Here is an 11,802-nt window from a genome sequence, read left to right as displayed (position 1 = left end):
GGATGACCATGACCATCGACCTCGACACGCTCCTGGGCTGGCAGTTCCCGGTCATCGAGCAGTCGTACGACGAACGTGACGCGATCCTCTACGCGCTCGGCGTCGGGCTCGGCACGGACCCGACCGACGAACAGCAACTCCGCTTCCTCTACGAGGAGGGCATGGTCGCCTTCCCGACCCTGGCCCTGGTGCTCGGCCACCCCGGTCCCTGGTACAGCGACCCGGCCACCGGCATCGACTGGATCCGGGTGGTGCACGGCGAACAGGACCTGCGCATCCACCAGCCGCTGCGGCCCCGTGACGACATCGTCTGCCACACCCGGGTCACCGACGTGATCGACAAGGGCCCCGGGCGGCCCGCCCTGGTCTACTGGGAACGCCGGGTGAGCCGGCGGGACACCGGCGAGCCGCTGTGCACGCTCTCCTCCACCCTGGTCTGCCGCAACGACGGCGGGTTCGGTGGCCCGCCCGGACCGGCCCGGCCCCGTGCCGCCGTACCCGACCGGCCGGCCACCACCTGGTGCGACCTGCCGACCTCGCCGCGCGCCGGGTTGATCTACCGGCTCAGCGGCGACCGCAACCCGCTGCACGTCGACCCCAGGGTGGCCCGGGAGGCCGGCTTCGAACGGCCGATCCTGCACGGGCTGTGCACGCTCGGCGTGGCCGCCCACGCGATCCTGCGCAGCGTCCTCGACTACGAGGCCGGGCGGCTGGTCGGGCTCTCCGGGCGGTTCTCCGCGCCGATGCTGCCCGGTGAGACGGTCCGCACCCACCTGTGGCTGGAGGACGGGAACGTCGCCTTCCGGTGCGTCAGCCTGGACCGGGACCTGACCGTCATCGACGGCGGCCTGGCCGTCCTGGCCGGCGCCGCCGAGACCGTCGGGGCGACGGCATGACCGGCTACCGGCATATGCACTACACCGTCGCCGACGGGATCGCCCGGATCCGCCTCGACCGGCCGGACCGGCTCAACGCGCTCACCTCGGTGATGGCCGACGTCGAACTGCCCGAGCTGTGCCGGCGGGCCAGCGCCGACCCGGCGGTGCGGGTGGTGGTGCTCACCGGTACGGGCCGCGGCTTCTGCTCCGGCGCCGACCTCGGCGAACGCATCGACGCGGTCACCACCGGCGCCGACCCGACCCGGCTCCAGCAGCCGCTGGGCAGCTTCGTCCGGGCGGTGTGGGACATCCCCAAGCCGGTCGTCGCCGCGGTGAACGGGGTCGCCGCCGGCGGCGGCATGTCCCTGGCGACCGCCGCCGACTTCCGCGTCGTCGCCGAGTCGGCCCGGTTCGAGCCCGCGTTCGTACGGCGGGGACTGATGCCCGACGGCGGTTTGACGTACACGCTGCCGGCGCTCGTCGGCCGGTCCCGGGCGCTGGAGATCCTGATGTTCGGCACCCGGGTCGACGCGGCGCGGGCGGTGGAGATCGGGCTGGCCGACCGGGTGGTCCCCGACGACCGGCTCGACGAATCGGTGACGGAGTTCGCCGGCCGGCTCGCCGCCGGACCCGCGCTGGCGCTGTCGTTCACCAAACGCGCCGTGCAACGGGCCGACGGCGGCGACCTGGCCGGGGCGCTGGAGTTCGAGAGCTGGGGGCAGCGGGTCTGCCTCGGCTCGCGGGACTTCGCCGAAGGCCGGGCCGCGTTCGCCGAACACCGCACACCCGTCTTCGAGGGGCACTGAATGACGTACACCGACATCCTGGTCGGCCACGACGGCGGTACGACCACGATCACGATCAACCGTCCCGAGGTGCTCAACGCCCTGCGGACGGAGACCATCGAGGAACTGACCGACGCGTTCACCCGCGCCGACGCCGACCCGACCGTGGGCGTGGTGGTGCTGCGCGGCGCCGGCGAGCGGGCCTTCTGCGTCGGCGGCGACCAGAAGGTGATGGTGTCGGCCCTGGACCGGGCCGGCTGGCTGCGGCTGGCCGGCAGCCTGCGGGACCTGTTCGCCGCGGTCCGCCGCTGCGGCAAGCCGGTCATCGCCGCGGTGCAGGGCTGGTGCATCGGCGGCGGCCACGAACTGCACTGCTTCTGCGACCTGACGATCGCCTCCGCGTCGGCCCGGTTCGGGCAGGTCGGGGCCCGGGTCGGCGGCGCACCGATCTTCAACACGAGGCTGCTGCCGCGGCTGGTGGGGGAGAAGCGGGCCCGGGAGATCCTGTTCCTCTGCGACACCTACACCGCCGACCAGGCCCGGGAGATCGGCCTGGTCAACAAGGTGGTGCCGGACGACCAGTTGGACGCCGCCGTCGACGCGATGTGCCGGGACCTGCTCGCCAAGAGCCCGACCGTGCTGCGGGCGCTGAAACTCGGCGTCAACGTCGACGACGTCCTCTCCGACGCGTACCTGCCGCTGATGGTCGACTCCCTCGCCGGGTTCTTCGGCTCGCCGGAGCAGCGCGAGGCGACCACCGCGTACGCCCAGAAACGGCAACCCGACTTCTCGCCCTACCGGAGTGCACCGTGACGACGACAGATCGCCCGCTCGAAGGGGTCCGGGTACTTTCCTTCGAGCACGCCTGGGCCGCGCCCTACGGCACCATGATGCTCGCCGACATGGGCGCCGACGTGGTCAAGGTCGAACCGCCCGGCGTCGGCGACCACGTCCGCGCCTGGACCCGCAACGACCTGCAGGGGCTGAGCCCGCACTTCCTCGCCGTCAACCGCAACAAGCGGTCGGTCGTGCTGGACCTGAAGACCCCCGACGGGCTGGCCACCGCCCGCGGCCTGGCCGCCCGGGCCGACGTGGTCGTGGAGAACTTCTCCCCGGGCAGCCTGGACCGGCTCGGGCTGGACTACGCGACGCTGAGCGAGGCCGACCCGGCCCTGGTCTACTGCTCGGTCAGCGGCTTCGGCACGTCGGGGCCGTACCGCGACCGACGGGCGTACGACCTGCTGATCCAGGCCGAGGGCGGGCTGATGTCGGTCACCGGGGAGGGGCCCGACCAGCTCGCCAAGGTCGGCGTACCGGTGGTCGACATCATGGCCGCGATGGTGGCCGCGTTCTCCGTGGTCTGCGCCGTCCGCGACCGCGAACGGCACGGCCGGGGCCGGCACATCGACGTCGCCATGCTCGACGTCGCCGCCTCGGTGATGGCGTTCAACGTGTTCAGCCACGGCATATCCGGTGTGGTGCCGCAGCCGCTGGGCACCGCGCACCCGCTGCTCGCCCCGTACGAGATCTACCCGACCCGGACCGGGCCGGTCGCGATCGCGATCCTCACCGAGGCGCACTGGGCCGTGTTCTGCACCCTGCTCGGCCGGCCGGACCTGCGCGACCGGCCCGAGTTCGCCACCGCGCCGATGCGGGTGGAGAACCGCGACCGGCTCAACGAACAGCTCCGGCCGCTCCTCGCCGACCGGGACCAGGGCGAACTGGTCGACACCCTGGCCCGGCACGGGCTGGCCTGCGCGCGGGTCAACGACGTACCGGCGCTGGTGGAACATCCGCAACTCGCGCACCGGAACTTCTTCTCCTCCTGGGAGCTGGCCGGACGACAGATGGTGGCGCCCGGCGCCCCGTGGCGGGCCGTCGCCGAAGCCGGGGGCGGCCCGCCGGTCGCTCCGGTCGCCGACCGGTTGCCGGCCGAACGCCCCGGCCAGGACACCGACGCGGTGCTGCGGGACTGGCTGGCCCCGGCGGCGGAGACGACGGCGTGAACGCCGGGATCGTGGCCTACGCGGCCTACCTGCCCCGGCACCGGCTGACCGCGTCCGACGTCGCGGCGGCCCGCACCGGCACCCCCGGCGGCCGGGGCGAGCGGCGGGTGGCGGCCTTCGACGAGGACGCGCTGACCATGGCCGTCGAGGCGGGCCGCCTGGTGCGCCGGCTCGGCGGCACACCCGCCACGGTCGTCGTCAGCACCACCAACCCGCCGTACGCGGGCAAGAACAACGCCAGCGCCGCGCACGCCGCGCTCGCCCTGCCCGACGACGTACCCGCGTACGACCTCGGCGGCTCCTACCGGTCGGTCCCCGGGCTGCTCGGCACGGCCGCGCCCGGCACCCTGCTGCTGGCCGCCGACGTCACCGTCGGCCGCCCCGGCGGCACCGACGAACTGGACCGTGGCGACGCCGCCGCGGCGGTGCTCCTCGGCCCGGCCGAACAGGCCGCGGTACGGGTGGTCGAGCGGGCCACGGTCACCGAGGAGTTCCTGGACCACTGGCGGGCACCGGGCACGCCGTTCGCCAACCAGTGGGAGGAGCGGTTCGCCGTCGAGCGCTACCTGCCGCTGCTGGACCGGGTCCTGGCCCGGCTCACCACCGCCTCGGTCGACCACGTGGTGATCTCCTCGCCCGGGCCCCGGACGGCCCGTACGGCGGCGAAGCGGCTCGCCCCGTACGGCCCGGTCCGCGACCTGGCCGGGGTCGGGCACGCCGGCGCCGCCGACCCGCTGGTCCGCCTGGCCGCCACCCTCGACCGGGCCGAACCGGGGCAGACGATCCTGCTGCTCGTCCTGGCCGACGGCTGCGACGCCCTCGTGCTGCGCTGCACCGACCGGCTTCCCGCCGCCCGGGCCACCCCGACGGTCGACCGGCAGCTCGCGGCGGCCCGCCCCGTCCGCTACCTCGACTACCTGGCCTGGCGAGGGCTGCTGGACCGGGCCGGTCCGCGCCGGCCCGACCCGGCCGTCGCCAGCGGCCCGGCGAGCGCCCGCAACAGCCGCTGGAAGTTCGGCCTGGCCGCTTCGCGGTGCGGCTCCTGCGACGCGGTCCAGGCCCCGCCGCAGCGGGTCTGCGTGCGCTGCGGCGCGGTGGACGGCGCCACCCCGGTGCCGCTCAGCGAGGCCGGCGCGTCGATCCGCACCTTCAGCGTCGACCGGCTCGCGTTCAGCCTGAACCCGCCGGTGGTCGCCACGGTCGTCGACTTCGACGACGGCGGCCGGCTGGAGATGGAACTGGCCGACCCGGACCCCGACCGGCTGCGGGTGGGGGGCCGGGTGCGGATGGTGTTCCGGCGCCGGCACGCGAGCGGTGGGGTGCACAACTACGCGTGGAAGGCGAGCCTGGAGGAGGAGACCGGTGACTAGCAGAGGTTTGCGGGACCGGGTCGCGATCGTCGGCATGGGCTGCACCCGCTTCGGCGAGCGGTGGGAGTCGTCCGCCGGTGACCTGCTGGTCGACGCGGCAACCGAGTGCCTGGCCTCGGCCGGGGTCACCGGCCCCGACGTCGACGCGTACTGGCTCGGCACGATGGACTCCGGCTACGCCGGGCTCACCCTGTCGACCGCGCTCAAGACCGACTACCGGCCGGTGACCCGGGTGGAGAACCTGTGCGCCACCGGCTCGGAGGCGTTCCGCAACGCCTGCTACGCCGTCGCGTCCGGGGCGTACGACGTGGTGATGGCCGTCGGCGTGGAGAAGCTGAAGGACTCCGGCTTCTCCGGCCTGGTCCGCCGGGATCCGCCCGACGACGGTTCGGCGGTGGAGAGTTCGGCGCCGGCCGCCTTCTCCTACCTGGTTCCGGCCTACGCCGCCGCGTACGGCGTCGACGACGCCACCATGCGCGAGGTGCTCACCCACATCGCGGTGAAGAACCACGCCAACGGGGCGCTGAACCCCAGGGCCCAGTTCCGGACGCCGGTGTCGGCCGAGACGGTGAACCGGGCCCCGCTGGTCGCCGGAGCCCTCGGCGTCTACGACTGCTCCGGGGTCGCCGACGGCGCCGCCGCCGCGCTGATCGTCCGCGCCGAGGACGCCCACCGCTACACCGACCGGCCGCTGTACGTCAAAGCGCTCGCCGTGGCCAGCGGCCGGGGCGACGGGGCGCTCGACGACCGGGTCTCCTTCACCAGCTTTCCCGAGGTGGTGCGCTGCGCGCAGGACGCGTACCGGCAGGCCGGTGTCACCGACCCGCGTAACCAGATCTCGCTGGCCGAGGTGCACGACTGCTTCACCCCGACCGAACTGGTCCTGATGGAGGACCTGGGCTTCTCCGAACGCGGGCAGGCGTGGCGGGACGTGCTGGACGGCGCGTTCGACCGCACCGGCCGGCTGCCGGTCAACGTCGACGGCGGGCTCAAGGCGTTCGGGCACCCGGTCGGGGCCAGCGGGCTGCGGATGCTGCTGGAGTGCTGGCTGCAGATGCGCGGCGAGGCGGGCCGGCGGCAACTCGACAACCCGACCCTCGGCCTGACCCACAACCTCGGCGGGCGGCCCGGAAAGTGTGTGTCCTTCATCGGCATCGTAGGGAGTGAACTGTCGTGAGCGAGACCCGACGGGTGGCGGTGGTGACCGGGGCCGGCGGTGGCATCGGCGCCGAGATCGCCAAGGCACTGGCGGCGGCCGGCTTCGCGGTCGTGGTCAACGACATCGGTGCCGACCTGGCCGGCACCACCTCGGACGCGGCCCCGGCGAACACGGTGATCGACGAGATCACCGCGGCCGGCGGCACGGCGGTGGCGAGCTTCGCCGACGTCGGTGACTTCGACCAGGCGGCGGGCATCATCGACACCGCCGTCGACGAGTTCGGCCGGATCGACGTCCTGATCAACGCGGCCGGCATCGTCCGGGACCGGATGATCTTCAACCTGGCCGAGGACGAGTGGGACGCGGTGATCCGGGTCCACCTGAAGGGCACCTTCAACACCACCCACCACGCCTCCCGCTGGTGGCGGCAGCACCGCGGCGGGGACTACCGGCTGCTCAACCTCATCTCCGGGGCCGGCCTCTTCGGCGCCCCCGGCCAGCCCAACTACGCGGCGGCCAAGATGGGCATCCTCGGCCTCACCCTGTCGTGCGGCAACGCGCTCAAGCGCTACGGCGTCACCTCGATCGCGGTGTCGCCGGGCGCGGCGACCCGGATGACCGAGGCGGTGCCCGGCGACCGGGCCGCGCAGGTCGGCATCCGGCACGACGACGAGATGGCACCGGCCAACGTGGCGCCCGGCGTGGTCTACCTGGCGCAGCCGGACCGGGCCTGGCTCAACGGGCAGACCGTCGGCATCCGCGGCTACCGGCTGATCCTCTACACCGGCCACGAGGTGAGCCGCGAGATCGTCGGCACCCGCCCGTGGAGCGTCGCCGAGGCCGGCGAGGCGATGGAACGCGTCTTCCGGCCCGCCCTGGAACGCCGGGGCATCTTCGACACGCAGGTCGCCTGATGGCCCGCGGAGCCGCCGTCGTCGGGATCCACGAGCACCCCGACCGGCTCAGCCCGTCGACCAGCGCCATGCAGTTGCAGGCGATCGCGGCGGCCGCGGCGCTGCGCGACGCCGGCCTGAAACCATCCGATGTGGACGGGCTGTTCAGCGCCCTGGACGGCGGCCTGACCAGCCGGCTGGCCATGGCCGAATACCTCGGGCTGGCACCGACGGTCGTCGACACCACCATGGTCGGCGGCGCCTCGTTCGAGTTCCACGTCGCACACGCCCGCAGCGCCATCCTGGCCGGCAAGTGCGAGGTCGCGCTGATCACGTACGGTGCGACCAACCGCAGCGCGGCCGTACGGATCGGCACCGGCGCCCCGCCGAGCTACGGCGACGACAACCCCGGCGAGAACATGGAGGCGCCGTGGGGGGCCACCCTCATCGCCAACTACGCCATGGTCGCCACCCGGCACATGCACGAGTACGGCACCACGCCGGCCCAGCTCGCCGAGATCGCCGTCGCCACCCGGCACCACGCCGTACGCAACCCGGACGCGGTCGCCGCGATGAAGGCGCTCGGCTTCCGGCACACCGGCCCGCTGACCGTCGACGACGTGCTCGCCTCTCCGGTGGTCGCCGACCCGCTGCGCAAGCTGGAGTGCTGCATGGTCTCCGACGGCGCGGGAGCGGTCGTGCTCGCCTCCGACCGGGTGGCGGCGGCGACCCGCAAACCCCCGGTCTGGGTGCTCGGCAGCGGCGAGGCGGTCAAGTACACCACCAACGGCGGCGACATCTGCCGAACCGCCGCCGCCCGGTCCGGGCCGATCGCGTTCGCCGAGGCGGGGGTGACCCCCGCCGACATCGACGTGGCGATGATCTACGACTCGTTCACCGTCACCGTGCTGACGGTCCTGGAGGACCTCGGCTTCTGCGCCAAGGGCGAGGGCGGTGCCTACGTCGAGGGCGGCCGGCTGCGGTTCGACCGGCCCGGCGGCCCGGCACTGAACACCGACGGGGGCGGCCTCTACTCCAACCACCCCGGCATGCGCGGGCTGTTCCTGCTGATCGAGGCGACCCGGCAACTGCGCGGCGAATCCACCGCCCAGGTTCCCGGCGCCCGGCTCGCCGTCGCCCACGGCAACGGCGGCATGCTCGGCAGCCGGCACGCCGGCGGCACCGTGATCCTCGGAAGTGAGCGGCCATGAGTGACCGGACGACCCCCACCGATCCACCGTCCTTCGCCGCCGGGCTGCTGCCGGCGGTCCTCGACCGGGACACCGCGCCGTTCTGGGCGGCCGCCCGGCAGCGGCGGCTGACGTACCAGACCTGCGACGCGTGCGCCGCCGTGGTCTTCTTCCCGCGCCGGCACTGCCCCGGCTGCCTGTCGGCGGCGCTGACCTGGCACGACTCCGCCGGGCTGGGCGAGGTCTACACCTACTCGGTGGTCCGCAACAGCCGCGATCCGCGCTTCGCCGACCGGGTGCCGTACTGCGTCGCCTGGATCGACCTCGACGAGGGCTTCCGGATGATGTCCAATGTGGTCGAGGTCGACCCGGACGCGATCACCGTCGGGCTGCGGGTCAGGGTCGACTGGCGGGCCTCCGGCGACTGGCTGCTCCCGGTCTTCGTCCCGGCGGACCCCGCTCTCCCGGCGGACCCGGCCGTCCCCGCGGAGCCGGCGGACGGTGCACCGGCGGTTGGGTCCGGCGATGACTGACCCCACGACCCGGCCCCTGGGCACCCTCACCCTGCCGGTCGACCGGATCAAGGTCCGCGAGCTGGCCCGGGCGCTGCGCGCCGACCCCGGGACCGTCCCGCCGACGTTCACCGTCGTCGCCGCGCACCACACGCCGGCCGGCGGCTCGCCGAACGAGCTGATCATCGCGGCGGCGGGCCTGGACCAGCCGCGGGTGCTGCTCGGCGAGCTGTCCTGGACCTACCGGCGCCCGCTCCGGACCGGGGAGACCCTGACCGGGACGGTACGGCTGGACGACCGCACCGTCCGACGGGGCCGGCGGGGCGGGGAGATGGTGCTGGCCACCGGCACCACGATCTGGTGCGACGAGGCCGGGGCCGAGGTGCAGCGCGGCCGGGTGGTCCTGATCCAGCCGGAGGCGCCGGCGACCGGTGGCAGCAGCACCGTCACCCGGGCGGCCGCCGACGGGCCGCCGGCGCCCGCCGACCCGGCCGCCGCCGACCCGGACACGCTCCGGCTGTCCCGGACCGACATCGTGCGCTACGCCGGTGCCGCCGGCGACTTCAACCCCGTACACCACGACGAGGGCCACGCCGTCCGGCTCGGGTTTCCGGGGGTCTTCGCGATGGGCCTGCTGCCCGGCGGGATCCTCGCCGCCGAGGCGGCCCGGGTCCTGCGTCCCCGGCCGCTTTCCGCCGTGGCGATCCGGTTCACCGGGCAGACCTGGCCCGACGTGACGTACCGGCGGCACCGTGACCCGCTGCCGGCGACCGACGACCGGGGCGGGGGAATCGAGCTGGGCCTGACCGGACCGGCCGGCGAACAGACCGTACGGGTACGCGCGTACCCCGGACCACAGGGCGGTGCGTGATGGACTTCGCCTACTCGACCGACCAGGAGGCGTGGCGGGACGTGGTCGCCGCCTTCCTCGACGACCGCGCCCCGCTGGCGAAGACCCGGGTACGCGCCGAGCGGGGCGACGGCCCCGACACCGACCTGTGGCGCCGGATGGCCGACCTCGGGCTGCACGGCCTCCACGTACCGGAACACCACGGCGGCCAGGGCTTCGGCGTGGAGGAACTGGCGATCGTGCAGGAGGAGATGGGCGCCCGGCTGGTCGGCACCCCCTACGTCGCCTCCACCGTGCTGGCCGCCACCCTGCTCGCCGCGCTCGCCGACGCCGAGCCGGCGGCGGCCGACCTGCTCGCCCGGGTCGCCACCGGGGACCTGACCGGCACCGTCGCGCTGTGGGGGCCGGGCACCGGATGGGTCGACGACGGCCCCGGCGTCCGCGCCGCCCCGGCCGGCGCCGGAACGGTCACCCTGACCGGAACCAGGACGCTCGTGCCGTACGGCGCGGACGCGGACCTGCTCCTGGTCACGGCCCGGCACGACGACCGCCCGGCGCTGGTCGCCGTGACCGGTGCCGCCGCCGGGCTGGACCGGCGGACCGTCAAGGGGCTGGACCTGACCACCCGGTACGCCACGGTGACCTTCACCGACACCCACGGCGTCCTGCTCGCCGAGGGGGAGGCGGTCCGGGCCGCCCTGGACACCCTGGCCGACCACGCGTACGCGCTGCTCGCCGCCGAGATGGTCGGCGGTGCCCGGGCCTGCCTGGAGAACGCGGTGGAGTACGCCGGGCAGCGGCACCAGTTCGGCCGGCCGATCGGCTCGTTCCAGGCGGTCAAGCACCTCTGCGCCGACATGCTCGCCGAACTCGAACTGGCCCGTTCGGCGGTGCTGTTCGCCGTCTGGGCCGTCCGGACCGGCGATCCCCGGGCGGCGTCGGCCGCCAGCACGGCCAAGGCCCTGGCCGGCGACGCCTACCTGTTCATCGCCGATGCCGCCCTGCACATCCACGGCGGCATGGGCTTCACCTGGGAACACGACTCGCACCTCTACCTGCGCCGGGCGCGGGCGGCCAGCCTGCTGTTCGGCGACGCCGGCCACCACCGCGAGCGGTTCCTCCGGCACGCCGGCTTCGGTCCCGACCCTGTCCCCGCTCCCGTGACGAAAGGAACGCCATGAGCATCCTCACCCCGACCCAGCTCACCGCCGAACTCGAGGGCCAGTACTACAGCCCGAAGATGCAGTGGTGGTGCGCCCACGCCGACCTCGTCGACTCCGACGGCGTGTCCTGGTCGTTCTACTTCTGGCCGGCGCTGGGTTCCCTCGACGAGGCGTGGATCGCCACCCTGTACGTCGGCGACGAGGTGGTCGACCTCACGTCGCTGCACCTGCCGGTCGGCACCCTGAAGGCGTCCCGCGACGGCGTCGACGTCGCCTTCGGCGACCAGTACATCCGGGGTACGTATCCGGACTACGAAATCCATGTCGAAGGCGTCCACAATGGTGAGCGGGTATCGTTGACCCTGCGGATGTCGGCCCGGATGCCGGCGTTCGAGGCGCTGCCGAACCTGCGCGGCATCACCTGGCACTACGTGCCCCAGTTCAGCACCACCGGCACGGTGACCCGGGGCGACCGGGCCCGCGAGGTGACCGGCTCGGGCTACCTGGAGCGCCGGCGCGGCCGGTTCTGGGCGCCGGGGGTGGCCCGGGGCATCTGGGAGAGCATCCCGGCGGCCTCCACCGGAGGTCTCAGCGTTCCGCTGTTCTACAAGGTGTGGCGCGACGACGGCACGGTCCAGCTGGAGACGCTGACCTTCACGGTGGACGGTAAGGACCTGGTCGATTTTGGAGACGTCGAAGTGGACATCCTGGAGACCGCGAAGCTGCCCGGCTTCGAGGACATCGACCACCCGATGCGGTTCCGGCTGCGGGCCGAGGGCGACGGCGGCCGGGCCGAGCTGGAGGTGATCCGGTCGCCGCACCGGCTTATGATGCGAGACTATTTCGTCGACCCCGACCGCGACGCCAAGTTCACCGGGTTCTATGGTCCGGGCGAGACCCGCGGGACGATCGAGTACGCGGGCGAAAAATACGCGGTCCAGAGCAGGAGCTTCGGAAGTGCTCTCTTCTTCACCCGCCGCAGTGCCTCCTGAGCGG

At 73.7% G+C, this 11,802-nt stretch carries 12 protein-coding genes; all 12 read left to right on the top strand.

Features of this window, described 5'->3' with window-relative positions:
* Positions 1-2 precede the first annotated feature (2 nt).
* The 12 genes from QCD66_RS19590 to QCD66_RS19535 are packed head-to-tail and all read left to right on the top strand — an operon-like array spanning position 3 to position 11,798.
* Positions 3-896, top strand: coding sequence for a MaoC/PaaZ C-terminal domain-containing protein (locus QCD66_RS19590; RefSeq protein WP_375735255.1), 894 nt, complete (start codon positions 3-5; stop codon positions 894-896).
* Positions 893-1,684: an enoyl-CoA hydratase/isomerase family protein gene (locus tag QCD66_RS19585; protein WP_375735256.1), complete on the top strand. Its 792-nt coding sequence runs from the start codon at positions 893-895 to the stop codon at positions 1,682-1,684. Before QCD66_RS19590 ends, QCD66_RS19585 begins: the two co-directional genes overlap by 4 nt.
* Complete coding sequence (locus QCD66_RS19580) at positions 1,685-2,476, top strand: enoyl-CoA hydratase-related protein (protein WP_375735257.1); 792 nt, start codon at positions 1,685-1,687, stop codon at positions 2,474-2,476.
* Positions 2,473-3,669: a CaiB/BaiF CoA transferase family protein gene (locus QCD66_RS19575; RefSeq protein WP_375735258.1), complete on the top strand. Its 1,197-nt coding sequence runs from the start codon at positions 2,473-2,475 to the stop codon at positions 3,667-3,669. Before QCD66_RS19580 ends, QCD66_RS19575 begins: the two co-directional genes overlap by 4 nt.
* Positions 3,666-5,039 carry an OB-fold domain-containing protein gene (locus tag QCD66_RS19570; RefSeq protein ID WP_375735259.1) on the top strand — a complete coding sequence of 458 codons (1,374 nt, stop codon included), beginning with the start codon at positions 3,666-3,668 and terminating at the stop codon, positions 5,037-5,039. Before QCD66_RS19575 ends, QCD66_RS19570 begins: the two co-directional genes overlap by 4 nt.
* Positions 5,032-6,216, top strand: a complete 1,185-nt coding sequence (locus tag QCD66_RS19565) for an acetyl-CoA acetyltransferase (protein ID WP_364206435.1) — start codon at positions 5,032-5,034, stop codon at positions 6,214-6,216. The genes QCD66_RS19570 and QCD66_RS19565 overlap by 8 nt, the downstream gene beginning before the upstream one ends.
* Positions 6,213-7,112 (top strand): SDR family NAD(P)-dependent oxidoreductase, encoded by a 900-nt coding sequence (locus tag QCD66_RS19560; protein WP_357537435.1) that lies wholly within the window; start codon positions 6,213-6,215, stop codon positions 7,110-7,112. The genes QCD66_RS19565 and QCD66_RS19560 overlap by 4 nt, the downstream gene beginning before the upstream one ends.
* On the top strand, positions 7,112-8,302 hold the full coding sequence (locus QCD66_RS19555) for a thiolase C-terminal domain-containing protein (protein WP_364206433.1): 1,191 nt from the start codon (positions 7,112-7,114) through the stop codon (positions 8,300-8,302). Before QCD66_RS19560 ends, QCD66_RS19555 begins: the two co-directional genes overlap by 1 nt.
* Positions 8,299-8,814, top strand: a complete 516-nt coding sequence (locus tag QCD66_RS19550) for a Zn-ribbon domain-containing OB-fold protein (RefSeq protein ID WP_375735260.1) — start codon at positions 8,299-8,301, stop codon at positions 8,812-8,814. The genes QCD66_RS19555 and QCD66_RS19550 overlap by 4 nt, the downstream gene beginning before the upstream one ends.
* Positions 8,807-9,664, top strand: coding sequence for a MaoC family dehydratase N-terminal domain-containing protein (locus tag QCD66_RS19545; RefSeq protein ID WP_364206429.1), 858 nt, complete (start codon positions 8,807-8,809; stop codon positions 9,662-9,664). Before QCD66_RS19550 ends, QCD66_RS19545 begins: the two co-directional genes overlap by 8 nt.
* On the top strand, positions 9,664-10,824 hold the full coding sequence (locus QCD66_RS19540) for an acyl-CoA dehydrogenase family protein (protein WP_375735261.1): 1,161 nt from the start codon (positions 9,664-9,666) through the stop codon (positions 10,822-10,824). The genes QCD66_RS19545 and QCD66_RS19540 overlap by 1 nt, the downstream gene beginning before the upstream one ends.
* Positions 10,821-11,798 carry a hypothetical protein gene (locus tag QCD66_RS19535; protein ID WP_357537425.1) on the top strand — a complete coding sequence of 326 codons (978 nt, stop codon included), beginning with the start codon at positions 10,821-10,823 and terminating at the stop codon, positions 11,796-11,798. Before QCD66_RS19540 ends, QCD66_RS19535 begins: the two co-directional genes overlap by 4 nt.
* Positions 11,799-11,802 lie beyond the last annotated feature (4 nt).

It is taken from the genome of Polymorphospora sp. A560 (assembly GCF_045781765.1).
GTDB lineage: Bacteria > Actinomycetota > Actinomycetes > Mycobacteriales > Micromonosporaceae > Polymorphospora > Polymorphospora lycopeni.
The sequence above is the reverse complement of the archived record's forward strand: the minus strand, read 5'-3'. Positions and strand labels throughout refer to the sequence as shown.

Bases quoted from the DNA above. Each gene is read 5' to 3' on its own strand.
- QCD66_RS19590 (WP_375735255.1), top strand. From the start codon at position 3: ATGACCATGACCATCGACCTCGACACGCTCCTGGGCTGGCAGTTCCCG.
- QCD66_RS19585 (WP_375735256.1), top strand. From the start codon at position 893: ATGACCGGCTACCGGCATATGCACTACACCGTCGCCGACGGGATCGCC.
- QCD66_RS19580 (WP_375735257.1), top strand. From the start codon at position 1,685: ATGACGTACACCGACATCCTGGTCGGCCACGACGGCGGTACGACCACG.
- QCD66_RS19555 (WP_364206433.1), top strand. From the start codon at position 7,112: ATGGCCCGCGGAGCCGCCGTCGTCGGGATCCACGAGCACCCCGACCGG.
- QCD66_RS19550 (WP_375735260.1), top strand. From the start codon at position 8,299: ATGAGTGACCGGACGACCCCCACCGATCCACCGTCCTTCGCCGCCGGG.
- QCD66_RS19545 (WP_364206429.1), top strand. From the start codon at position 8,807: ATGACTGACCCCACGACCCGGCCCCTGGGCACCCTCACCCTGCCGGTC.
- QCD66_RS19540 (WP_375735261.1), top strand. From the start codon at position 9,664: ATGGACTTCGCCTACTCGACCGACCAGGAGGCGTGGCGGGACGTGGTC.
- QCD66_RS19535 (WP_357537425.1), top strand. From the start codon at position 10,821: ATGAGCATCCTCACCCCGACCCAGCTCACCGCCGAACTCGAGGGCCAG.